The sequence below is a fragment of the Pseudomonas sp. RIT623 genome, assembly GCF_004519305.1.
Taxonomy (GTDB): Bacteria; Pseudomonadota; Gammaproteobacteria; order Pseudomonadales; family Pseudomonadaceae; genus Aquipseudomonas.
In genome coordinates this window covers 164540-188221 of the sequence record NZ_SOZA01000003.1, presented here as the reverse complement: position 1 = coordinate 188221, position 23682 = coordinate 164540, and the positions used below count along the sequence as shown (strand labels likewise).

20 protein-coding genes, 2 pseudogenes and 2 riboswitches are annotated in these 23682 nt (G+C 66.3%); of the genes and pseudogenes, 9 read left to right on the top strand and 13 right to left on the bottom strand.

From position 1 onward, the window contains the following. Positions 1-6: 6 nt before the first annotated feature. The 3 genes from E3U47_RS04165 to E3U47_RS04155 all read right to left on the bottom strand — a co-directional run bounded on the left by E3U47_RS04165 (position 7) and on the right by E3U47_RS04155 (position 2420). Positions 7-306: a hypothetical protein gene (locus tag E3U47_RS04165; RefSeq protein ID WP_134689745.1), complete on the bottom strand. Its 300-nt coding sequence runs from the start codon at positions 304-306 to the stop codon at positions 7-9. Between the two features lie 106 nt (positions 307-412). Beyond that, entirely contained in the window at positions 413-1765 is a 1353-nt protein-coding gene (locus E3U47_RS04160; RefSeq protein ID WP_062574186.1) for a GntP family permease, read from the bottom strand. A 115-nt stretch (positions 1766-1880) separates the two neighbouring features. Continuing rightward, the gene (locus E3U47_RS04155; protein ID WP_134689744.1) at positions 1881-2420 is read right to left on the bottom strand and encodes a gluconokinase; all 540 of its coding nucleotides are present in this window, start codon (positions 2418-2420) and stop codon (positions 1881-1883) included. A 208-nt stretch (positions 2421-2628) separates the two neighbouring features. Here E3U47_RS04155 and E3U47_RS04150 point away from each other — a divergent pair, with 208 nt between their 5' ends. The 3 genes and pseudogenes from E3U47_RS04150 to E3U47_RS25380 all read left to right on the top strand — a co-directional run bounded on the left by E3U47_RS04150 (position 2629) and on the right by E3U47_RS25380 (position 5226). After that, positions 2629-3648 (top strand): LacI family DNA-binding transcriptional regulator, encoded by a 1020-nt coding sequence (locus tag E3U47_RS04150; RefSeq protein WP_134689743.1) that lies wholly within the window; start codon positions 2629-2631, stop codon positions 3646-3648. Positions 3649-3867: 219 nt separating this feature from the next. Next, positions 3868-4689: pseudogene (locus E3U47_RS25385) on the top strand (PAS domain-containing protein); the annotation flags it as partial. Between the two features lie 81 nt (positions 4690-4770). Beyond that, complete coding sequence (locus E3U47_RS25380) at positions 4771-5226, top strand: methyl-accepting chemotaxis protein (RefSeq protein WP_372239474.1); 456 nt, start codon at positions 4771-4773, stop codon at positions 5224-5226. Here E3U47_RS25380 and E3U47_RS04140 read toward each other — a convergent pair. From E3U47_RS04140 to E3U47_RS04110, 7 genes are all read right to left on the bottom strand, one after another. After that, a complete protein-coding gene (locus E3U47_RS04140) occupies positions 5201-8479 on the bottom strand; it encodes a transporter substrate-binding domain-containing protein (protein WP_134689741.1) in 3279 nt (1092 codons plus the stop codon). The genes E3U47_RS25380 and E3U47_RS04140 overlap by 26 nt on opposite strands. A gap of 3 nt (positions 8480-8482) precedes the next feature. After that, positions 8483-9097 carry a response regulator transcription factor gene (locus E3U47_RS04135; protein WP_134689740.1) on the bottom strand — a complete coding sequence of 205 codons (615 nt, stop codon included), beginning with the start codon at positions 9095-9097 and terminating at the stop codon, positions 8483-8485. A gap of 173 nt (positions 9098-9270) precedes the next feature. After that, on the bottom strand, positions 9271-9513 hold the full coding sequence (locus E3U47_RS04130) for a DUF1272 domain-containing protein (protein ID WP_134689739.1): 243 nt from the start codon (positions 9511-9513) through the stop codon (positions 9271-9273). A gap of 64 nt (positions 9514-9577) precedes the next feature. Beyond that, positions 9578-10330, bottom strand: coding sequence for a precorrin-4 C(11)-methyltransferase (gene cobM / locus E3U47_RS04125; protein WP_134689738.1), 753 nt, complete (start codon positions 10328-10330; stop codon positions 9578-9580). Between the two features lie 28 nt (positions 10331-10358). Next, the gene (locus E3U47_RS04120) at positions 10359-10769 is read right to left on the bottom strand and encodes a cobalamin biosynthesis protein (RefSeq protein ID WP_134689737.1); all 411 of its coding nucleotides are present in this window, start codon (positions 10767-10769) and stop codon (positions 10359-10361) included. Continuing rightward, positions 10769-11464, bottom strand: coding sequence for a CbtA family protein (locus E3U47_RS04115; protein WP_134689736.1), 696 nt, complete (start codon positions 11462-11464; stop codon positions 10769-10771). The genes E3U47_RS04120 and E3U47_RS04115 overlap by 1 nt, the downstream gene beginning before the upstream one ends. Positions 11465-11474: 10 nt before the next feature. Continuing rightward, the gene (locus E3U47_RS04110; RefSeq protein WP_134689735.1) at positions 11475-11660 is read right to left on the bottom strand and encodes a CbtB-domain containing protein; all 186 of its coding nucleotides are present in this window, start codon (positions 11658-11660) and stop codon (positions 11475-11477) included. A gap of 101 nt (positions 11661-11761) precedes the next feature. Continuing rightward, positions 11762-11921: riboswitch (cobalamin riboswitch) on the bottom strand. 60 nt (positions 11922-11981) lie between these two features. Beyond that, a riboswitch (cobalamin riboswitch) is annotated at positions 11982-12181 on the top strand. A gap of 99 nt (positions 12182-12280) precedes the next feature. Between E3U47_RS04110 and cobW the strand changes: the two genes are divergently transcribed. From cobW to E3U47_RS04090, 4 genes are read left to right on the top strand one after another with little or no spacing between them, the layout of a single operon-like run. Then, complete coding sequence (gene cobW / locus E3U47_RS04105) at positions 12281-13348, top strand: cobalamin biosynthesis protein CobW (RefSeq protein ID WP_134689734.1); 1068 nt, start codon at positions 12281-12283, stop codon at positions 13346-13348. Between the two features lie 3 nt (positions 13349-13351). Beyond that, entirely contained in the window at positions 13352-17113 is a 3762-nt protein-coding gene (cobN, locus tag E3U47_RS04100; protein WP_134689733.1) for a cobaltochelatase subunit CobN, read from the top strand. 2 nt (positions 17114-17115) lie between these two features. After that, a complete protein-coding gene (locus tag E3U47_RS04095) occupies positions 17116-18114 on the top strand; it encodes an ATP-binding protein (protein WP_134689732.1) in 999 nt (332 codons plus the stop codon). Between the two features lie 53 nt (positions 18115-18167). Then, positions 18168-18782, top strand: a complete 615-nt coding sequence (locus E3U47_RS04090) for a magnesium chelatase (protein WP_256660220.1) — start codon at positions 18168-18170, stop codon at positions 18780-18782. A 103-nt stretch (positions 18783-18885) separates the two neighbouring features. On the opposite strand, the gene E3U47_RS04085 is transcribed toward E3U47_RS04090, so the two are convergent. Then, positions 18886-19152 (bottom strand): hypothetical protein, encoded by a 267-nt coding sequence (locus E3U47_RS04085; RefSeq protein ID WP_134689731.1) that lies wholly within the window; start codon positions 19150-19152, stop codon positions 18886-18888. Positions 19153-19486: 334 nt separating this feature from the next. Here E3U47_RS04085 and E3U47_RS04080 point away from each other — a divergent pair, with 334 nt between their 5' ends. After that, entirely contained in the window at positions 19487-20812 is a 1326-nt protein-coding gene (locus E3U47_RS04080) for a sigma-54 dependent transcriptional regulator (protein ID WP_134689730.1), read from the top strand. 49 nt (positions 20813-20861) lie between these two features. Here E3U47_RS04080 and E3U47_RS04075 read toward each other — a convergent pair whose 3' ends face one another. Further along, positions 20862-21869: an aldo/keto reductase gene (locus E3U47_RS04075; RefSeq protein ID WP_134689729.1), complete on the bottom strand. Its 1008-nt coding sequence runs from the start codon at positions 21867-21869 to the stop codon at positions 20862-20864. Between the two features lie 164 nt (positions 21870-22033). After that, positions 22034-22357: pseudogene (locus E3U47_RS04070) on the bottom strand (Rieske 2Fe-2S domain-containing protein); the annotation flags it as partial. A 180-nt stretch (positions 22358-22537) separates the two neighbouring features. Between E3U47_RS04070 and E3U47_RS04065 the strand changes: the two are divergent. Continuing rightward, positions 22538-23680: a MexC family multidrug efflux RND transporter periplasmic adaptor subunit gene (locus E3U47_RS04065; protein WP_134689727.1), complete on the top strand. Its 1143-nt coding sequence runs from the start codon at positions 22538-22540 to the stop codon at positions 23678-23680. Positions 23681-23682 lie beyond the last annotated feature (2 nt).

Below are 23682 nucleotides of genomic sequence, written 5' to 3'. Positions count from 1 at the left end.
GAGGCCTCAAGGCTTGCCCGTACCCCCTGAGCCATCGCCACCACGTCCCATCCCCTCCGAACCGCTGCCGCCCATGCCGGGCAAGTCGCGCTCATCTTTGTGCTCGGCCGGCGGGCTGTCGGGGTCGTTGCCCTTGATCCGCGGGTCGGTATCGCGCGGCATGGGCTTTTCGACGGGGTTCAGGGTGCTGTCGACACCTGGCTTGGGCGCCGGGCTGTGCGGGTCATCGGGGTAGGTGGCGCCGGTTCCGGCGGCCAGAGCCAGTGGCGAAGCGAGCAGGGCGGCGAGCAGCAGGGCAGCTTTCATGGGGCAGGCTCCTTGGCGAGGAAAGAAAACGGCCCTGCCTGCGCAGGGCCGCTGTCTCACTTGGGCCTTGAGTCGATTAGCTTGGTGCCATCACGGCGACCGACGGTCACACCACCATCGACAGCAACATGATGAAGATTATACCGACCACCGAGAGGATGGTCTCCATCATGCTCCAGGTCTTGAAGGTTTCGGCGACGGTCATGTTGAAGTACTGCTTGACCAGCCAGAACCCGGCGTCGTTGACGTGGGACAGAATCAGCGAGCCGGCCCCGGTGGCCAGTACCAGCAGCTCGCGGTTGACCCCCGGCACCAGGTCGATCACCGGAGCGACGATGCCGGCGCCGGTGATGGTGGCCACGGTCGCGGAACCGGTGGCGATGCGGATCACCGCCGCCACCAGCCAGGCCAGCAGAATCGGCGAGATCTCGGCCTGGACCGCCATCTGGCCGATCACGTTGCCGACCCCGGTGTCCACCAGCATCTGCTTGAAGCCGCCGCCGGCGCCGACGATCAGCACGATGGCCGCGGTGGGTGCCAGGCTCTGGTCGAGCATCTTCATGATCTGCTGGCGGTTGAAGCCGCGCGCCGAACCGAAGGTGTAGAACGCCAGCAGCAGGGCGGCGAGCAGGGCGGTGATCGGGTGGCCGATCAGGTCCATCCATTGGCGCACGATGTGCTCGGCTGGCAGCACCACGTCGGCGAAAGTCTTGAGCAGCATCAGCGCCACGGGCAGCAGCACGGTGATCAAGGTCACGCTGAAGCTGGGCAGGTTCTGCTGGTCCGACTCGCGGGCAATCTGGTCCATCAGCTCCTGGGACGGATTGCCCGGGATGTAGCGGGAGATGAAGTTACCGAACAGCGGACCGGCGATCACCGCGGTGGGCAGAGCCACCAGCAGGCCATAGAAGATGGTCTTGCCGATGTCGGCGTGGAAGATGCCGATCGCCAGCAGCGGGCCCGGGTGTGGAGGCACCAGGCCGTGAACCACGGAAAGGCCGGCCAGCAGCGGGATGCCGATCTTCACCAGTGACACGCCGGAGCGACGGGCAACGATGAATACCAGCGGGATCAGCAGCACGAAGCCGATCTCGAAGAACAGCGGAATGCCCACCAGGAAGGCGGCGAACATCATCGCCCAGTGCACTTTCTGCTTGCCGAAGGCGCGGATCAGCGTCTGCGCGATCTGGTCGGCGCCGCCGGAGTCGGCCATCAGCTTGCCGAGCATGGTGCCCAGGGCCAGGACGATGCCGACGAAGCCCAGTACCCCGCCAAAGCCGTCCTGGAACGACTTCATCACCTTGGCCACCGGCATGCCGGAGGTCAGGCCGAGAAAGCCCGCGGCCAGGGTCAGGGCAACGAAGGGATGGACCTTGAAATGAGTGATCAGCAGGATCAGCCCGACGATGGTGACCAGTGCGTCGAGCAGCAGGAAGGTATCAGTAGCTAGTCCGAACATGGATCGTTAGCCTCGGTCTTGTCGTTGTTGTTTTGGTGGAGCGTGTTTCTTGGTCGTTGCTTGCCGCAAGGTACAGAGACAGCGCTATCTTGGGTGAGCTGGCAATACCGTCGATTCAGGCAGTACGCGCCAGGGGCCGCTCACCACCGGGCTTTAGCCAGGTGTGCACGGCTTCGGCCAGGGCTTCGACCGAGCGGGTGGCGTCCAGCGCCAGGGTCTGGGGTTCGCCGTGGGGCGGCTCCAGGGCGGCGAACTGGCTCTCGATCAGGCTTGCCGGCATGAAGTGGCCAGGACGGGCCAACACACGCCGCTCGGCTTCCTGCGGGGTCAGTTCGAGGAACACGAAGCCCAGCGTGGGTACCGCCTGGCGCAAGGTCTCGCGGTAGCGGCGCTTGAGCGCCGAGCAGGTCAGGATCGGGCGTTCGCCCGCGCTGATCACGTTCTGCAGCTCTTCACCCAGGCGCACCAGCCAGCCAGCGCGGTCGTCGTCGTCCAGGGGAATACCGGCGCTCATCTTGGCGATGTTCGCGGCGGGGTGAAAGGCATCGCCTTCGATCAGGCGGCCGCCGCTGCGCGCGGCAATGGCCGCGCCGATGCAGCTCTTGCCGCATCCAGCCACGCCCATGACCACAATCGCGGACAGGGAAGGGTTCATCTGTACCTCCTGCTGGGTGAGATAGCGCTGTCTTTGCGGTGTTGAACCAGACAGGTAAGCGCCACCCTCCCGGGTGTTATTGATCTTGTCTTTGGCAGTATGGACGTATAAGGCATGACTGCTACCAGGATTGCATTGCCTGCATCCAGAGACAGCGCTACCTTAGTGACCGTTCCCTCTTCCTGCAAGTGGAAAAACTCCAATTCCCATGTCCCGTATCGGCTCGCGTACCACTGGTCGTCCCACCCTGGCAGAAGTCGCCAGGCTTTCCGGGGTTTCCCCCATCACCGCCTCCCGCGCCCTGCGCGGGGTCAGCACGGTCGCCCCGGAGCTGGTGGAAAAGGTCAAGGTCGCGGCGGCCAGCCTGGGCTATGTCGCCAACCCGGCGGCGCGAGCCCTGGCCTCGGCGCGCAGCCAGTCGGTGGTAGTGTTGATTCCTTCGCTCTCCAACCAACTGTTCATCGACACCCTCGAGGCGATCCACGAGGTGATGCGGCCCCGTGGGCTGGAGGTGCTGATAGGTAACTACCACTACGACATCGCCGAGGAAGAGAACCTGATCCGCAACTATCTGGCCTACCAGCCGTGCGGCATGTTGCTGACCGGTTTCGAGCGCAGCGAAGCCTCGCGGCAGATGCTCGCCGCCAGCCAGGTGCCCTGCGTGCACATGATGGAGCTGGGTGGCGCAGACGGTGCCTTGTCGGTCGGGTTTTCCCAGTACGAGGCAGGGCGTGCGGCGGCGCGGCACCTGATCGAGCGTGGGCGGCGGCGCCTGGGCTTCATCGCCGCGCAACTGGACCCGCGGGTGATGCAACGGGCCGAGGGGTTCCGCCAGGCGTTGGCGCAAGCCGGCTTGCAGGCGCCAGAGCTGGAAATGCTCGACCCGCAGCCGTCGTCGATCGGCCTGGGGGGCGAGTTGTTCAGCCGCTTGCTGGCTCGGGCGCCGGATGTCGATGGTATTTTCTTCTGCAACGACGACCTGGCCCAGGGCGCGATTTTGCAAGCCTTGCGCCAGGGCGTCGAGGTGCCTCGGCAGGTGGCGATGGTCGGGTTCAACGACTTGCCGGGGTCGGCGCACATGGTGCCGCGGCTGACCTCGATCCGCACGCCGCGGGCAGCGGTGGGGCGCGGCGCGGCGCAGGCCCTGCTGGGCATGCTCGACGGCAAGCGTGGTGCGGATGGGCAGCAGGACCTGGGCTTCGAGTTGATGGTGCGCGAGAGTTCCTGAGCTGGCCGGGCACGGCGCGTAGGAGCCGGCTACCGTGTCGCCTGGTTCGCCAGCAAGCTGGCTCCTACAGGTGGAGCGGGGCGCGTCGGTGCCATCCACTGCGTCGTCGGGTTGGCCGGCAACGGTGGCAGATCATCGGCAAAAACCACCAGACAAACGGGCGCAAATAGCTAATTCAAAAGTGATATCAGTTCGCTTGCACGGTGAAAACGCCGATCTATGCTCAGGTTCATCCCAGAGCAGAAGGAGCCCCGGCTCATGTTCGAATACCATCGCAAGTCCGATCTGGTCGAGATCCAGCGTTGCCGCCAGGCCCTGGCGGGCATGGAGGCCAAGCTGGCGGCGATCAGCCGTTCCATGGCGATGATCGAGTTCGCGCCAGACGGCACGATCCTCGATGCGAACGAGCACTTCTGCAGCACCATGGGCTACAGCGCCGAGGAGATTCGCGGCAAGCACCACCGCATCTTCTGTGACCCGGCCTATGCCAAGAGCGCCGAGTACCAGCAGCTGTGGCGCGAACTGGGACAGGGCAAGGCCATCAGCGGTACCTTCGAGCGCCTCGACAAGACCGGTCGAGAGGTCTGGCTGGAAGCCAGCTACATGCCGGTGATCGACGAGCGCCAACAGGTCACCAGTGTGATCAAGGTGGCCTCGGACATCACCCGCCATGTCAATGAAGAACACGAGAGCGAAAGCTTGCTCAAGGCCATCGGCCGTTCCATGGCGGTGATCGAGTTCACCCCGGCCGGGCGGGTGATCAAGGCCAACCAGAATTTCCTCGACACCATGGGCTACCGCCTGGAGGAAGTGGTGGGCCGGCACCACGGGCTGTTCTGCCTGGCCCACGAGCGTGAGTCGGCGCAGTACCGAGACTTCTGGGCCTCGCTCAACCGCGGCGAGTACCATTCGCACCGCTTCGAACGCATCAACAAACAGGGCCAGACCGTCTACCTGGAGGCTTCGTATAACCCGATCTTCGACAACAAGGGCCGCTTGTACAAAGTGGTGAAGTTCGCCAGCGACATCACCAACCAGGTCAGTACCCAGCAGACCGCCGCCGATGCCGCCCATGCCAGCTCGGTACAGACCGACGCCTGCGCGCGCAAGGGCACCCAGGTAGTGCAGCAGACTGTCGAGGTGATCGAGCAGATTTCCGCCGAACTCAACCAGGCCGCGCGCAGCATCGATGCCGTCAGCAAACAGTCCGAAGCCATTGGCCAGATCGTCCTGACCATCCGTGGCATCGCCGACCAGACCAACCTGCTGGCGCTCAATGCGGCGATCGAGGCGGCGCGGGCCGGCGAATATGGCCGCGGCTTCGCGGTGGTGGCCGACGAAGTGCGCAACTTGGCGGCGCGCACCAGCAAGGCCACCTTGGAGATCGTCGAGGTGGTACGGCAGAACCACGACCTGTCGCTGACGGCGGTGGCCAGCATGCAGTCGAGCCTGACCCGTACCGGGCTCGGGGTGGAGCTGGCCAACGAGGCGGGCACGGTGATCATGGAAATTCAGCAGGGTTCGCGGCACGTGGTGGACGCGATCAGCCAGATCAGCTCGACCCTGCAATTGCACTGAGGTTTTCCCGCAGCTCGCGTTCGAGGCTGTGCAGGCTGGCGTGCAGCCGTTCGAGCAACGAAGCGAGCGGCTGGCGGTGGGCGATGGCCTGCTCCAGGGCTTCGCAATCCTGCACCACGGTCCTGACCTTGAGCATCTTGGCGCCACCCTTGATCCGGTGTACCACCGGGCCAAGCGCCTCGCTGGCCGGCGAGCTTCCCAGCGCCCGCAAGGCCTGCAGGTCCTCGGCATTGCTGGCGGCCAACTGCTCCAGCAGGCGCATGATCAACTGCTCGTCATCCTGGGTCAGGTGACGCAGCTGTTGGAGGTCGAAACCACTGGCACGCGCCGTGGGGCAGGGGGCTGGGTCGATGCTGCGCAGGTGAGCCAGGCAGCCTTTCAGGGCCTGCAGACCGATTGGCTTGAACAGGCAGTCGTCCATGCCGCTGTCCAGGCAACGCTGGCGTTCTTCAGCCTGGGCGTTGGCGGTGATGCCGATGATGCGACAGGCCGGCCGTGTGCGTTGTTTTTCCGCGGCGCGGATGCGCCGGGCCAGTTCATGGCCGTCCATCACGGGCATGCTGCAGTCGCTGAGCACCACATCGAAATGCCCGGCCTGCCACAAAGCCAGGGCCGCCTCGCCCTGGTCGGCGAGCACTACCTGGTGCCCGAGTGAACGCAACTGTTTCTCGAGCAGCAGCAGGTTGGCTGGATAATCGTCGACCACCAGCACCTGCAACGGCCCGCCGGCGATCTCCCGGCCGATGCCGCTCACCGGCTCCCGGCTAGGTGGGGGGCAGACCTGCAAGGTGAGCAGGATATCGACCTGGGTCCCTAGGCCCTCGAGACTTTGCAGGCTCAGCTGGCCGCCCATCAGCTCGCACAGTTCGCGGCTGATCACCAGGCCCAGCCCGGCTCCTTGGCGGCCCTGACTGCCATCGGCCTGGGCGAATGCGTTGAACAGGCGCGCCTGATTGGCAGCGCTGATGCCCATGCCGCTGTCACGGACCTGCAGGTTGATGCGCAGCCGTTGGGCGTCAAGCGCCGTGGCGGTGAGGGTCACGTCGACTTGTCCACGGTCGGTGAACTTGATGGCATTGCTGACCAGGTTCGACAGCACCTGCTTGAGGCGCAAGGCATCGACCCGCACCCAGCAGGGCGGTTCGGGCAATGCGCCGTGCAGTTGGATGCCCTTGGCCCGCGCATTGCCCTCGAACACCCGCAAGGTCACCTGAACCAGCTCGATCAACTCGACCGGCTGGGGCTGCAGGGTCATATGGCCGGACTCGATGCGCGAGATATCGAGCACATCGCCGATCAGGTCGAGCAGGCCGAGTGCCGAGTCGTGGGCGGTTTTCAGCGCGTGGCTGTCGCTGCGCCCGTGGTGACTGTCCTCCAGGGCCAGCTCAAGCAAGCCGATGACCGCGTTCATCGGCGTGCGGATTTCATGGCTCATGACCGCGAGGAAGGTGCTTTTCGCCTGGCTGGCCCGTTCGGCATCGTCCTTGGCTTGGCGCAATTGTTCGAGCAAGCTGCGGCTGAGTGCCAACTGCTCCTGCAAGGCCCGCTGGGCTTCGGTGCGCTGGTGAATAAGCTTGCGCAGGTAGGTGTTCCAGAACGCCACGCCGGCCAGCAGCACGGCGGCCAGCACCAGTACCTGCAAGGCCAGGGTACGGTAGTTGCGCCAGGGGCTGTCGCTGACCACGGCATTGGTACGCCAGCGGTTGACCAGTTGTTCCAGTTCGTCCGGCGGGATGCTAAGCAGCGCTTTGTCGAGGATCGCCTGCAACTGCGGCTGCGCCGGGCTGACGGCGAATGCCGCCAGGGCCGGCTCGTCACCTTGCAGGCCGGCGATCCTCAGGCGGCCCTTGAACACCTGGTTGATGAAGTAGGCGGCGTTGATGTGTGAACTGATCGCCACATCCGCCTCGCCGTTGGCCACGGCCTCCATCAGTTGCAAGGGGTTCTCCTTCTCGATCGGCTGGATGCCGCTGGCCCGGAGCGTCAGGCCATCGCGCAGCGGCGAGCCGCGCAGCAGCGCCACGCGCAGGCCGCTCAACGGCTGGTCGCCGATCAGTGGCGGAGCATTGTGCCGGGTAACCAGCACCCGCGGGCTGATCATGTAGGGCCGGGTGTAGCGCAGGCGCAAGGCGCGGTGCACGCCATAGCCGATGGCGCCGATCATGTCGACCTGGCCCTGGGCGGTCTGCTCGACCATGTCCTGGAATGACTCGGACTCGACGATCTGGAAGCGCAGGCCGGTGCGCAGGCTGATACGTTCCAGCAGGTCCAAGGCGATGCCACGGGGGTTTTGCTGGGCATCGGTAAAGCTCAGCGGCGCCAGGGTGGTATTGATCATGACCTTGACCTGGCGGTGTCGCTCGATCCAGTCGCGCTCTTCCGGGGTCAGGGCGGCCAGGCGGCGATCGAGCAAGACACTGGTGCTGCCGCTGGTCCAGCGGCGCAGAATGTTCAGCCGCTCGCTGTCGGCGATCCTGGCCAAGGCCAGGTTCACCAGTTTCAGCAGGCGCGGGTTGTCGCGGGCCAGGGCAAAGGCAAAGGTGCCGACCGGCGCCTTGACGAAGTGGTCGACCTTGACCATCCCCTGGTAACCCTTGGCGATCACGTAGTCGGTACTGATGGCATCGCCCAGGTAGGCGTCGGCCTGGCCCAGAGCTACCGCCGCTATACCGGCCAGCGTCGAGCGGTAGAGGCGCAGCTGGGCCTGTGGGAACAGCTGTTGCACGGTCTGCATCGGCAGGTAGTGGTCGACCATGGCCAAGTGCAGGCCGGCCAGGTCGCTGTTTTCGCGCAGTGTGCGGGAATGGCTCGAGGCGATGACCGGCAGATCGTCGGCGTAGGAGTGGCTGAGGGCCAGCTCGGCATCGTTGGCCTCGAAGGCGTTGGACGTCCCCAGCAAGTCGACTTCGCCGGCGCGCAGCGCGGCCAGGGCCATGGCGCGGCTGGCATAGCGGCGCACCCGCACCGGCACGCCGAGCTGCTCGCCGATCAGCCCGGCGTAGTCGGCGCTCAAGCCTTCGTAGTCGGCCTGGCTGGTGTTGATGTCGAATGGTGGGTAGTCCGGACGCGAGCTTCCCAGCACCAGCTCTTTACGCTGCGCCAGCCAGCGCCGGTCGCTGTCGTCGAGTTGCAACGGGGGCGCGGCGCTCAAGGCTCGCGCCAGCAGGTGGCGGCTTTCGCCCTGCACGGCGGCAGGGGCGGACAACGGCCATGCTAGGGCCAACACCAGGCACAGCAGCGTGCGCCCGATCATGGGTCAGGCCACGTTGTTGCGTTTGGCCAGGTCGACCATTTCAACCAGCGACTCGACCTTGAGCTTTTCCATGATTCGCCCGCGGTAGGTACTGACGGTCTTGGCGCTGAGGTTCATCTGTTCGCCAATGTATTTGTTGGACTGGCCCGCGCAGAGTCGACGCAGCACTTCCATTTCCCGATTGGACAGCAGCATCAGCCGGGCGCCTTCGCTCTCCAGTGTATTGCTGTTGACCGCCATCTGCGGGAAGGTCGAATAGCCTTTGACCAAGGCCTTGAGGGCGAACATCAGGGCGTCGAGGTCTTCGTCCTTGTTGACGAAAGCGGAGATGCCCGCGTCCATGCAGCGGCGCACGTAAAGATCGGCAGGCTGACCAGTGTAGACCATGATCCTCGGCGCGGGATCCAGCACCTTGAGGCGCTTGATCACCTCCATGCCGTCGAGGTCGGGCAGGCCAATGTCGAGGATGACGACCTCGGCCTTGGTTTTGGCGGCCAGGTCCTTGGCTTGCTTGCCTTTGTCGGTTTCACCCACGATGGTGAAGCGTTCGCGTTCGAGCAGCATGCGCACCGCCAATCGAACAATATGGTGGTCATCAACCAGCAACACGGATGTCATTTGGGTAACTCCTGTCAAAGTGCAGCCCGCGTCCTGCGTTTTACTGCATGCGCAAGGTGGCGGGCCAACTGGGCTGCGCGCACCTTACGGAGAATCAGGAGCCTTGGTAATAGGCGAGTATAGGTGTGTTGATAAACCTACGAACTCTTGCTGAAAAATCCTACAAATACACCTCAAGCGCAAGCAGCGTGTGGTTTGTTGACCCGCTGGGTCGTTGCCGGGTTGTTGGCCAGGGCCTTGCCGGTGCGGGTAGGGCGGGTCACCAGTTGCCCGCCGCAATTGGGGCACTGGCCCTGGAAGTGGCGGTCGTTGCAGGCGCGGCAGAAGGTGCACTCGAACGAGCAGATCAGTGCATCCGGGCTTTCGGCCGGCAGGTCGCGGTCGCAGCATTCGCAGTTGGGGCGCAGTTCGAGCATGGCAGGCATTCCGTTGGCAAGTTGCACGCAGTGTGCAACGCCACCGCCCCCGACGGCAATCGCTTCAGTTGCCCTGCCGGTACAAGTGGGCGTGCCCGGCCCGGTACAGCGCGGATTCGGCGAACGGCGCATCGCCCAGCACCTGGCCGACCAGAATCAGCGCGGTACGGCGAAAGCCTTTGGCCGCTACCCGCTCGACGATATCCGCCAGGCTGCCACGAGCCCAATCCTGGTCCGGCCAGGTGGCGCGGTGCACCACGGCAATCGGGCAGTCACCGCCATAGTGCGGCAAGAGCTCGTCGACGATGCGCGCCAGGTGCTTGACCCCCAGGTGGATGGCCAGGGTGCTGCCATGCCGGGCCAGATCGGCCAGCTGCTCGCCTGGCGGCATCGGCGAGCTGTCGCCATAACGGGTGAGGATCACCGTCTGCGCCACGTCCGGGAGGGTCAGCTCGCAGCCCAGCAGCGCGGCGCTGGCGGCGGTGGCGGTGACCCCGGGGATGATCTGGTAGTCGATGCCCAGTGCCTGCAGGTGGCGGATCTGTTCGCCGATGGCGCCGTACAGGCTGGGATCGCCGCTGTGCACCCGGGCCACGTCCAGGCCTTCGGCGTGGGCCTGGCGCATGGCCTCGACGATCTGCTCCAGGTGCAGTTCGGCGCTGTTGAGCACGGTTCGGGCGTTATGGCCCTCGAGCACCGCGGGCGGGACCAGGGAGCCTGCGTAGATGATCACCGGGCACTGGCGAATCAGGCGCTGGCCCTTGACCGTGATCAGTTCCGGATCGCCGGGGCCGGCACCGATGAAGTAGACCGTCATGGCGGTTCCTTGCAGATAAAGAAGCGGATTATCCGCCGATGGCCAGCGCCAGGGTAGCGCCGGCAAGGACTTGTCGCGGCACGTGCAGGCTGGGCTGTGGCGCGACGCGGGCAGCCAGGGCCAGGGCGGCGCTTTCGGCCACGCCCCAGCAGCCGGTCTGGGCGTAGGCGGTGGCCGAGCGTTGGCTGAGCAACGGTTCGAAAGCCAGCAGGTGCGCGGCGTCGAAGCACAGGAACGGCACGCCAAGGCGCTCGGCCAGGGCCAGCAAGCCCGGTTCGCGGGCCTTCGGGTCGATGCTGGCGATGGCGCGCAAGGCCGACAGGGGCAGGACGTGGCGGGCCATGGTCTGGCGCAGCAGTACCGCCAGGGTCTCGACGGGGCAGCCACGGCGACAACCAAAGCCCGCGTACAGCGCGGGCTGCGGGCTGAAATCGAGCATCAGGCCGGGTTGGCGCGGCGGAACAGCCAGGCGCTGAGCAGGCCCAGGGCCAGCCAGAACGCGGCGTTGGTCAGCCAGGAAGCGATCTTGAACTGGGTGGCCAGGGTCTCTGGGGCCAGGCTTGCGTGCACTGCCGGTTGTGGCGCGCCGATCAGGTGAGGGATCACCAGCAGCACGACCCCCAGCACCTTGAACAACCAATGCCGGCTAAACACCAGCAAGGCCAGGCCGGCCGCGGTGGCGGCGGCGGTGCCGATCCACCAGGCCTGGCGTTGGCCCAGGTCGGCGGCGGCGGTGCCTGGCAGCTCGGCCGGCAAGCCCAGGGTGGGCGCCAGGCAGAACACGGCGAAGCCGGCCAGGCCCCAGAGCGCGCCGGTGCTGACGCGGCCAGGTTCACGCAGGCTGTACAGCGCGGCGAGGATCAGGGCGAAGCCGACGGCTACCACCAGGTTGCCGCCGGTGGTGGCCAGCACTCGCTGCCAGCCGTCTTGCGGTGCCCAGGCCTCGGCGTTGTGCTCATGGCTGTGGCCGGCTTCGGCTGGCGCATGCTCATGCTGCTCGGCTACCGGGGCGGCGCTCTCGAAGGTTTCCGCCTGGAGGATCAGCGGGGCGATCCAGAAACTTTGCAGCAGGGTCAGCAGCAGGGCGGCGAGCAGCCCGCTGAAGCCCGCGGTGCGGGCAATACGCGTGATCATGCGGGGATACTCAGTGGCAGGGGAAGGCGGCGCTGTGACGGGTGTCGTGGGCGGCGTTGTGCACTGCCTCGATGTGCGAGAAACCGGCGAAGTACACCAGGCTCAGGCCCAGCAGGCTGGCGCCCACGGCGACCAGCAGGCGCTGGCTGAGGCTGACGGGGGTGGCGATGCTGTGCTTGGCACTGGTGATAGGCATGACGCGTTCCTCTGCTGCTTTTGTTTTGGGCAACGGGCAAGCGCGACGCCCCCAGGCGCGGATGGCCCAGGGCATGCGACAGCACCCGCCCACCGCGGGGTTGTTCATCGAGCACCACAGGCCGGTCTCCGGGCTGGCGAGCATCGCTCGCTTACCGTTGCGGGGGCAGCACCGGCTTTGTCCGCGCCTGTTGTAGAGGCCGCGTCGCACCGGTTTCCCGTTTCACCCCCAATTGGGGGCACCTGAAGGCAGTGCGCTAGCAAATCACGGGGCGTGGCCGGCGTCAATCGCGGCGGCGGTTGACCGTTGTCGGGTGGATGCGTAGCCTTGCCGCTTCGAGGTTCTCAGGCCTGGCCTGAGCTAAGATGGGAACGCGGTACAAGCCGCGGCTGCCCCCGCAACTGTAGGCACTGAAAGGTTCGGCACAGCCACTGCGCAGGCGCGCGGGAAGGCGCTGATCCACCGGCCCCGGCGCCGGATTGGTGCAAGCCAGGAGACCTGCCTCGCGACGTTTTCGACTTTCAACCGGGCGGGGTGATCCGGTGGCGAACGCGCCCGGCCAGCATGGCCGCGGCCGCCGTCCCGCATGCCCGCGCCACAGCCGCCAAGGGCAACGCGACATGAAAACACTGGCCAAGCTCCCTGTCACCATCGTCACCGGCTTTCTCGGCTCGGGCAAGACCACCTTGCTCCGCCACATGCTCGACAACGCCCAGGGCCGTCGTATCGCGGTGATCGTCAACGAGTTCGGCGAACTGGGCATCGACGGCGAGATCCTCAAGCAGTGCAGCATCGGCTGCACCGAGGAGGAGGCGCAGGGCCGGGTCTTCGAGCTGGCCAACGGCTGCCTGTGCTGCACCGTGCAGGAAGAGTTCTTCCCAGTGATGCGCGAGCTGGTGGCCCGCCGCGGCGACCTTGACCATATCCTTATCGAAACCAGCGGCCTGGCCCTGCCCAAACCCCTGGTGCAAGCCTTCCAGTGGCCGGAAATTCGCAACGCCTGCACCGTCGATGCGGTGATCACCGTGGTCGACAGCCCGGCGGTGGCCGCCGGCACCTTTGCCGCCTACCCCGAGCAGGTCGACGCCCAGCGCAAGCTCGACCCCAACCTGGACCATGAATCGCCGCTGCACGAGCTGTTCGCCGACCAGTTGGCCAGTGCCGACCTGGTGGTGCTGAACAAGGCCGACCTGATCGACGCCGCCGGCCTGGCCAAGGTGCGCGCCGAGGTGGCCGAGGAACTGCCGCCGGCGGTCAAGGTGATCGAGGCCAGCAGTGGCCGCCTGCCACTCGACGTGCTGCTGGGCGTGGGCGCCGAGTCCGAGGCGCATATCGATGGCCGTCGCACCCACCATGATTCGCACCACGACGGTGACGATCACGACGACCACGATCATGATGCCTTCGACTCGATCTCCATCGACCTGCCCGAGGCCGACGAAAGCCTGCTGCTCGATGCCCTGAGCCAACTGGTCGGTGAGTTCGGCATCCTGCGCGCCAAGGGCTTCGCCGCCATTCCCGGCAAGCCGATGCGCCTGCTGATCCAGGGCGTGGGTACCCGTTTCGACAAGCACTTCGACCGTGCCTGGCGCAGCGATGAAGCGCGCATCACCCGCCTGGTGCTGATTGGCCAGGACCTGGATGCCGCACAGCTTGAAGCGCGCCTGCGCCAGGCCCTGGGCGCCTGACCCATGCACCTGCTGCGGACCCAGCCCGGCGGCTTCGTGCCGGACGACAGCATTGCCGATCTCGGCCAGACACCTGCCGAGTTGGTGATCCTCTGCAGCGGCGATTCCCATCTGGCACTGCTCGCCGAAACCGCCGAGCAGTTGCCGGACGATTTCCCCAGCGTGCGCCTGGCCAACCCAATGCAGGTGCAGAACCATGCCTCGGTCGACCTGTATGTCGACCAGGTACTGCGCCATGCCAAGCTGATCCTGGTCTCGCTGCACGGCGGCGTCGGTTACTGGCGCTACGGTGTCGAGCAGTTGGTGGCCCTCGCCAGCCGTGGCGTGCAGCTGGTCCTGGTGCCGGGGGACGACCGCCCGGACCCGGAGCTCACCGAGCTGGGCACGCTGCGCGGGGCCGAGGCCGAGCGTTTGTGGCACTACCTGCGCCAAGGTGGCAAGGCCAACGCGATCAACCTGTTCAAGTGCCTGGCCAGTCAATGGCTGGGGCGTGACTACCGCTGGGACGAGCCCCAGCCGCTGCCGCGCACGGCGGTCTATCACCCGGCCCGCCCCAGTGCCGAGCTGCAGGACTGGTACGGCGAGTGGAACCCCGAGTACCCGGTGGCACCGCTGCTGTTCTATCGCTCGCACTTGCAGGCGGCCAACACTGCGTTCATCGATGTGTTCTGCCAGCGCTTGCAGGCGTGCGGGCTCAACCCGCTGCCGATCGCCGTGGCCAGCCTCAAGGAGCAGGCCTGTCTGGAGCAGGTGCAAGCCTGGCTCGACGAGGTGCAGGCCGAGGTGGTGATCAACACCACTGGTTTTGCCTTGTCCAGCCCGGAACAGCCCAACCTGCGCCCGCTGCGCCGCGACGTGCCGGTGTTGCAGGCAATCTGCGCCCAGGACAACCAACCCGGCTGGGAGCAGAGCGAGCAGGGCCTGGGCGCTCGCGACCTGGCCATGCACATTGCGTTGCCGGAGCTTGACGGGCGCATCATCACCCGCCCGGTGAGTTTCAAGGACCTGGCCTGGCGCAGCGAGCGCAGTCAATCCGACGTGGTCTGCTACCGTGCCCACCCCGAACGCATGGACTTCGTGGCCGAGTTGGCACGGCGCTGGGTGGCGCTGGCGCGCCTGGACAACCAGGAAAAGCGCGTGGCCCTGGTGCTGGCCAACTACCCGACCCGCGACGGGCGCATTGGCAATGGCGTGGGCCTCGATACCCCGGGCGCGGCGTTGAACATACTCAGGGCCATGCAGGGCCAGGGCTACCCGGTCGCCGGCCTGCCCGACAGCGGCACCGCGCTGATCCACCAATTGCTGGGTGGCGTGACCAACGACCTCGATCATCTCGACCAGCGCCCCTGCGCCCAGAGCCTGAGCCTGGCCGATTACCAGGCGGCCTTCGCCGCGCTGCCCGAGGCCAACCAGCGTGCCGTGCTGGCGCGCTGGGGCACGCCCGAGCAGGACCCGATGTTCCGCAGCGGGCGGATGATGGTCGCCGGCTTGCGCTATGGCCTGACCTTCGTCGGTATCCAGCCGGCGCGGGGCTACCAGGTGGACCACAGCGCGGTGTACCACGACCCGGACCTGGTGCCGCCGCATGGCTACCTGGCGTTCCATTTCTGGCTGCGCAACGGCTTTGCCGCCGATGCCGTGATCCATGTCGGCAAGCACGGCAACCTGGAGTGGTTGCCGGGCAAGGGCGTGGGGCTGTCAGCCGAGTGCTGGCCGGACGCGCTGCTCGGGCCGCTGCCGAACATCTACCCGTTCATCGTCAACGATCCGGGCGAGGGCGCCCAGGCCAAGCGCCGTACCCAGGCGGTGATCATCGACCACCTGATGCCGCCGCTGACCCGGGCCGAAACCTACGGCCCGTTGCGTCACCTGGAACAGCTGGCCGACGAATACTACGAAGCCCAGTTGCTCGACCCGCGTCGGGCCCAGGAGCTGCAACGGGACATACTCGAGTTGCTCAAGCGCAACCATATCGACCGCGAGCTGCAACTCGAAGGCCAGCTCGACGATGCGGCGGTGTGGCTGCCACGCCTGGACACCTATCTGTGTGACCTCAAGGAGTCGCAGATCCGCGACGGCCTGCATGTGTTCGGCCAATCGCCGGCCGGGCGCTTGCGCAACGATACCTTGCTGGCCTTGTTGCGTGTGGCGCGCGGTGATGGCAAGGGGGCCAACGCCAGCCTGATCCGTACCTTGGCCAAGGCGCTTGGGCTAGGCTTCGATCCACTGGACTGCGACCTGGGGCAGGCCTGGGATGGGCCGCGGCCTGCGCCGCTGCAGGCGGTGGACGCGGCCTTGTGGCGGACGTGTGGCGATACCCGCGAACGCCTCGAGCTGCTGGCGTCGAGCCTGATCGAGCAGGCATTGCGCGGTGCTGTCGAGCTGCCGCAAGCGCCGTGCTGGCAACCGCTGCGCGAAGTGCTCGCGGCCTTGCTGGACGATGTCGCGCCTCGCCTCGATGCCTGTGGCGGCGCCGAAATGGACGGCCTGCTGGCAGCCCTGGCTGGGCGTTTCGTCCCGGCCGGGCCTAGTGGCGCGCCCAGCCGCGGGCGTTTGGACGTGCTACCCACCGGGCGCAACTTCTATACCGTCGATGTGCGCAACCTGCCAACCACCACCGCCTGGCGCCTGGGCTTCGCCTCGGCCAACCTGATCCTCGAGCGCCACCTGCAGGACCACGGTGACCACCTGCGTCAACTGGGCCTGTCGGTGTGGGGCACGGCGACCATGCGCACTGGCGGCGACGATATCGCCCAGGCCATGGCGCTGATGGGGGTGCGCCCGGTCTGGGCCAGCGCCAGCCAGCGGGTCGACGACTTCGAGATCCTGCCCTTGAGCCTGCTCGACCGGCCGCGGGTGGATGTGACGCTGCGGGTCTCCGGGTTCTTCCGCGACGCCTTCGGCAACCTCATCCGCCTGTTCGACGCGGCGGTGCAGGCGGTGGCGGCGCTGGACGAGCCTGACGCCTACAACCCGCTGGCCGCCCGCGTGCGCGCCGAGCGCGCAGCCCTGCTGGCCGAGGGCCTGGACCCCGAGCAGGCGGCCCGTCAGGCGGGTTGGCGGGTGTTCGGCGCCAAGCCCGGGGCCTATGGCGCCGGTGTGCAGAACGCCATCGACGCACGCCTGTGGCACAGCCGCGACGACCTGGCCGAGGTTTACCTCAACCATGGCGGCTACGCCTATGGCGCCAGCGACGAGGGCACCCCGGCGCGCGCGCGCTTCGCCCAGCGCCTGAGCCAGGTGCAGGCTGTGCTGCAGAACCAGGACAACCACGAGCACGATCTGCTCGACTCCAACGACTATTACCAGTTCCAGGGCGGCATGCTGGCCGCCGCCGAGACCTTGGCCGGCAGTGCTCGCGCCAGTTACCACGGCGACCACAGCCAGGCCGACCGACCGCGCATCCGCACCTTGAAGGAAGAGTTGAACCGGGTGATCCGCGCCCGCGCCCTCAACCCCAAGTGGATCGACGGCGCCAAGCGGCACGGCTATAAAGGTGCCTTCGAACTGGCGGCGACGGTCGATAACCTGTTCGCCTTCGACGCCACCACGCACCTGATCGACGACCACCATTACCAAGGCCTGGCCGACGCCTATGTGCTCGACCCGGCGACCCGTGCGTTTCTGCGCGAGCACAACCCCGAGGCCCTGCGCGACCTTACCGAACGCCTGCTGGAAGCCCAGCAGCGTGGTTTGTGGCAGGAACCGGGCGATTACCGCGACAGCCTCGAGCAACAGCTGCTCGATGGCGAGGAAGACAGCTGAAAATGAGTGAACCCGTGCAATTCCCGCTGGCAGCGGTTGTCGGCGCCGACGACCTCAAGCTGGCCCTGTGCCTGTCCGCCATCGACCCGAAGATCGGCGGCGTGCTGATCGAGGGCCCGCGCGGCATGGCCAAGAGCACCCTGGCCCGTGGCCTGGCCGACCTGTTGGGTGATGGCCCGTTCGTGACCCTGCCCCTGGGGGCGACCGAGGAGCGCCTGGTCGGCAGCCTCGATCTGGATGCCGCCCTAGGCCAGGGCCAGGCGCGTTTCTCGCCTGGCGTGCTGGCCCATGCCGACGGCGGCGTGCTGTATGTGGACGAGGTCAACCTGCTGCCCGATCCGCTGGTCGACCTGCTGCTGGACGTGGCGGCCAGCGGAACCAACCGTATCGAGCGCGACGGCATCTCCCACCGTCATGCGGCGCGCTTCGTGCTGATCGGCACGATGAACCCGGAAGAGGGGGAGTTGCGCCCGCAACTGCTCGACCGCTTCGGCTTGAATGTCGCCCTGGACGGCCTGCCGGCGCCCGAGGCGCGCCAGCAGATCATTCGCCGGCGCCTGGCATTCGACAGCGACCCTGAAGCATTCCGTGGCCAATGGGCCGACGCGCAAGCGGCCTTGCGCGACCGTTGCCAGGTTGCCCGCGAGCGCCTGGCCGGCATCGCCCTGGACGACCAGGCCCTGGCCTGGATCACCGAGCGCTGTTTCGCCGCCGGAGTCGATGGCCTGCGTGCCGACCTGGTCTGGCTGCGCGCCGCCCGGGCCCATGCCGCCTGGCGCGGCAACCAGGCGATCGAGGAGGCGGACGTCGAGGCGGTTGCCGAATTCGCCTTGCGCCATCGTCGCCGCGGCGATGCTGCAGAGGCACCGCCCCCCGCAACCGGTGGGCCAGCGCCTGGGCAAGATGCCCAGGGCGGGCAGGGCGACTGGGGCGCATTGCCACCCCAGGTCGTCACCAGCGCGGCCCGCCGCGAGGTGCCTAACTGGGCAAAAAAGCCCTGAGCATCCGCGCGCGCAGCGCCCAGGCGTCGGATGCCAGACCGCGCGGCGGTGATTTGACGGGCACTGTCCGTGGTCGCGCACGCGTCGCCGACAGCGGCCGTATCGCTTGGCTGGCGACTCTGCTCAAGGGCCGGCCCCGCCAGCGCCGTGACCTGTGCTGGCAACAGCGCCAGGCCCAAGGCCCTGAGCTGTGGCTGGTGATTGTCGATGCCTCGGCCTCGACCCGTCGGCACCAGGCCCTGGCCCAGGGCAAAGGCCTGCTGGCCGGGTTGTTCGACCAGGCTTATCGGCAGCGGGCCCGTTTGGCATTGCTGACCGCCAGTGGTAGCAAGCCGCACTGGCAGCGCCACGGGCTCAAGGCCTCAGGCGCCTTGCAGCCATGGCTGCAGGGCCTGGGCGCGGGCGGCGGGACGCCACTGTTCGCGGCGCTGGAGGAGGCCCGCCAATGGCTGCTGGCGCGCGGCAAGCGTCTGCCCCATGAGGTGCAGCGCTGCTTGATATTGACCGACGGCCGCTTGCAACAATGGCGCGCGCCACAGCCGATGCCTTGCAGCACCCTGTTGGTGGATATGGAAATGGCGCCGGTGCGTATCGGCCGCGCACGACAACTTGCCGAACAACTTCAGGCCGACTATCGACATATCGAACAGTTCGCGGCGGTCAATTGAACGGTACAAGTGCGACACTTTGTCGCAAGTATGAAGTTGTTACAAATACCCAAGGGATGTTTGCACAAGTGCGCGAGGGCGCGCACTTGTGGTGGGGCAGTACTTACTTCGGCATGGACCAGGGTTGCAGGTCATAACCCTTGCGCGACAGTTCCGCGCGCACTTCCTCGATCAGGCTGGCCCATTGCGCAGGGTCGGAGTAGACCCGCGAGGATACTTGCTTGCTGCCGATACGGGTGCTGGTCCGGTCGATCACTGCCAGGCTCAGCTCACCAGTGCCATTGGGTGCATCCCAGGCAACGCACTGGAAGGGTTCGAAGGCGTGGTCGGCGATCAGCAGTGCTTCGTTGACACGGAGCGGGGCATTCATGGTTCGGTCTCTCTCATGGTCCCAAACAGCGAAATAAAGTTCCGCGGTGCAGTATTTCAAAAGTCTACAGCGCGGGGTTATTCGTACTGATGCTCCAGGTCAGGGTTGAAGTCACATGGCCGTTGAAATTTTTTTACTTGTGCCGATTTTAATCTGAGTCTCCCCGGCGCCTATGACGTCAGGTCTGGGTGAAAATTCCCCGCAGCGCTTTTACCGAAGCAGATGGGCTGACCAACGGTCATGGAGGGCGTCAAGTTCATTGCTACTGTTAATTTTGGCGTCGCAACTAACTGTTTATACGTAAAAAACTAAAATCTGGCGCCAAGGAACGGTCATGCTTGAACCTGCTTCCCACCGCCGCCTGCTGATCGTCGACCCGTGCGACGATTGCCACCGTTTGCTCCCGGGCTTGCGCAGCGTCGGCTGGGAGGTCCGCAGCTGTACCTTGGACGCTGCCTTGCAGCAGCCGTGCGATGTGGGCCTGGTGCGTTTGCAGGCCTCGCACCTGCGTCATCCCGAGGCCGTCAAGGACCTGATCAAGCGCAGCAACACCGAATGGATCGCCGTGCTCAGCGCCGAGGAGCTGCGCTTGCAGAATGTCGGCGACTTTGTGTGCGAATGGTTTTTCGACTTCCATACCTTGCCGTTCGATGTGTCGCGGGTTCAGGTCACCCTGGGGCGCGCGTTCGGCATGGCGCGCCTGCGTGGCAAGGGGGCCGTGCAGGTCAATGAGCCTGCGCATGAGCTGCTGGGCGAGAGTCGACCGCTGCGCGAACTGCGCAAGCTGCTGGGCAAGCTGGCGCCCACCGAGTCGCCGGTGCTGATCCGCGGCGAGAGCGGCACGGGCAAGGAGCTGGTGGCGCGTACGCTGCATCGGCAGAGCCAGCGCCACGACATGCCGTTCATCGCCATCAACTGTGGCGCCATCCCCGAGCACCTGATCCAGTCCGAGCTGTTCGGCCATGAGAAGGGCGCGTTCACCGGGGCCCACCAGCGCAAGGTGGGGCGCATCGAGGCGGCCAATGGCGGCACGCTGTTTCTCGACGAGATCGGCGATCTTCCCTTGGAGCTGCAGGCAAACTTGTTGCGTTTTCTCCAGGAGAAACACATTGAACGGGTGGGCGGCAACCAGCCCATTGCCGTGGATGTCAGGGTATTGGCGGCCACCCATGTGGACCTGGAAAAGGCGATCGGGCAAGGGCGCTTTCGCGAAGACCTGTACTACCGCCTCAACGTCTTGCAGGTGGTGACCGCGCCCTTGCGCGATCGGCATGGCGACCTGTCGATGCTGGCCAGCCATTTTTCGCAGTTCTACAGCCAGGAGACGGGCAGGCGACCCCGTTCGTTCAGTGAAGGCGCCCTGGCGGCGATGGGGCGGCACGACTGGCCAGGCAACGTGCGTGAGCTGGCCAATCGGGTCAGGCGTGGCCTGGTACTGGCCGAAGGGCGCCAGATCGAGGCCCAGGACCTGGGCCTGCAGGCGCTGCCGGAGCAGGACCAACCCTTGGGCACCCTGGAGGATTACAAGCACCGGGCCGAGCGCCAGGCTTTGTGCGATGTGTTGAATCGCCACAGCGACAACCTGAGCATCGCGGCGAAGGTGCTGGGGGTGTCCAGGCCGACATTCTACCGCCTGCTGCACAAGCACCAGATCCGTTAGCCCCCGGTTTGTGCGCCATTGCTGTAAAAGGTAGCAATGGCGCGCAATCTCAACGCGGCAACCGCCCGCTGACGAAATGCGCCACGTCATTGAAGCCTGGCGTGGACGCATGCCCCGGCGTCACCAGCGAATCGATGAACGCCTCGTCCTCGGTGCTGATCTTCACGGTCAGTGCCCCGGCATAGGTGTCCCACTGCGCTTCGGTACGCGGCCCGACGATGGCCGAGCTGACCAGGCGATTGTTCAGCACCCAGGCGATGGCGAACTCGACGATGCCGACCCCCTTGGCCTCGGTGTAGGCGTGGATCTTCTGGGCGATGGCCAGTGACTCCTGGCGCCATTCCACTTCCATGATCCGCTTGTCCTGGCGCCCGGCGCGGCTGCCTTGGTCCGGGGTCGAGCCAGGGGCGTACTTGCCGCTGAGCACGCCGCGGGCCAGCGGGCTGAACGGCACCACGCCCAGGCCGTGGTAAGCGGCGGCGGTGAGTTGCTCGGGCTCGGCCTGGCGGTTGACGATGTTGTACAGCGGCTGGCTGACTACTGGCTTGGCCACGCCGAGCCTTTGTGCCACGTTGCAGATTTCGGCGATGCGCCAGCCGCGGAAGTTGGACACGCCCCAGTAGCGGATCTTGCCTTGCGCCAGCAGGTCGCCGATGGCGCGCACGGTCTCTTCCAGCGGTACCGAATGGTCCTCGCGGTGCAGGTAGTAGATGTCCAGGTAGTCGGTGCCCATGCGCGTGAGGGTGGTCTCGATGGCATTGAACAGGTGTTTGCGCGACAGGCCGCTGCGGTTCGGCAGGCCGTCGACCGGACCATAGCCGGCCTTGGAGGCGACGATCCACTGGTGACGGTTGCGCGCCACCGCCTCGCCGACGATCTCCTCGGAACGGCCGCCATTGTAGACATCGGCGGTGTCGACGAAGTTGATGCCCTGGTCCCAGGCCTTGTCGATAATGCGCAGCGAGTCTTCGGTGCTGGTCTGTTCACCGAACATCATGCTGCCGAGCGTGAGGGCCGAGACTTGCAGGCCGGAGTGGCCGAGGGGTCGGTAAATCATTGCAGATAATCCTTTTCTGACAGCCTGAGAGGGGTTCCCTCTTTTACACAGTTCCGCGCTGCTTTGAAAGCGCGGGCCAGGCGCCGTTTCCAGGCCCTGGCGAATGGCTCATCCCACAGGCCGGCGGCGGCCTAAAGGTGCGCGTCCACTGTGAGCGAATGGTCTTTGGCCTCGGGCAGCGCCTGCTCGTCCCCCCATACCTGGCCGTCCCTGACCTGCACGGCATGCCGGCGCAAACCGGCCAGCGCCGGGGGCTCGCATACCGCGCCCTCGTCCACGGCGAAGGCGGCCTTGTGCCAGGGGCAGATCAGCAACCCACCACAGACCGCGCCTTGTTCCAGTGGCGCGCCCTCATGCGGGCAGTTGGCCTGGTAGGCACGCACCCGCTCGCCCTGGCGTACCAGGACGATGTCTTCGGTGCCGGCCTGGACGCGCAGGGGACGGTGTTCATCAAGCTGGTCGAGGCTGGCCACGGCATGGAAGGTCATGGGGATCTCCTCAGCAGGTTGTGTTCATTTGACGCCTGCCATGGAGCCAGGCTGCGCCCAGCCGACGATCGGAAGGGTGATTACAAGATTTCACAAAAAGTTCAAATGAGACTAAATTGACTCAAATCGAATGCACCAGTACCATTCGCGCCAATTTTAGTTAACGGCTCGGGTGAGTTCATGAGCAATTTGCGTGCAATAGGGATGGTCAGCTGGCTGGCAGTGGCGGTAGCACTGGCCGGCTGCGGAGCGGCTGAAGAACAGCAGGCCGCGACTGAAACGGCATTTGCGGTGCAGACCGTAACGCTGGCCAGCGAACAGCTGGCCCTGGCCTCGACCCTGCCGGGCCGGGTCGAACCGATGCGGGTGGCCGAGGTGCGTGCCCGGGTGGCCGGCATCGTCCTGCACAAACGTTTCGAGGAAGGCGCCGACGTCAAAGCCGGCGATGTGCTGTTCCAGATCGACCCGGCACCGTTCAAGGCTGCCCTGGCGCGGGTCGAGGCCGATCTTGCGCGGGCCCAGGCGGTGCAGCAGGAGGCCCAGGCACGGGTCAAGCGCTATGAGCCGCTGGTCAAGATCGAGGCGGTCAGCCAGCAGGACTTCGACACCGCCAGCGCCGAGTTGCGCAGCGCCCAGGCGGCCGTGCGCTCGGCCCAGGCCGACGTGCAGACCGCGCGCCTGAACCTGGGCTATGCCACGGTCACCGCGCCGATCTCCGGGCGCATCGGCCGCGCCCTGGCCACCGAAGGCGCCCTGGTCGGGCAGGGCGACGCCACCTTGATGGCGCGCATCCAGCAGCTCGATCCGATCTACGTCGACTTCACCCAGTCCGCCGCCGAAGCCCTGCGTCTGCGTCAGGCCCTCAAGGACGGCGCGCTCGGTGGTGGCGACGACAAGGCGCTGACCGCCCAGGTGGAAGGCACCGACTACCAGCGCCAGGGCGCGCTGATGTTCACCGACGTGGCGGTCGACCGTGGCACCGGCCAGGTCACCCTGCGCGGTCGCTTCGACAATGCCGACGGCATCCTGCTGCCGGGCATGTACGTGCGCGTGCGCACCCCGCAGGGTACCGACCAGCAGGCCATCCTGGTGCCGCAGCGCGCGGTGCAGCGCGGCAGTGACGGCGAGGCGCGGGTGCTGGTGGTCGGCACCGGCAACCTGGCCGAGGCGCGCAGCGTGCGCACCGGCGGTATGCACGGCTCGCGCTGGCAGATCACCGAGGGCCTGCACGCCGGTGACCAGGTCATCGTCGGCGGCCCGGCCGGCCTTGCCCCGGGCATGCCGGTGCAGCCGGCCCAGGCGCAACAGGCCGCGGCACACTAAGG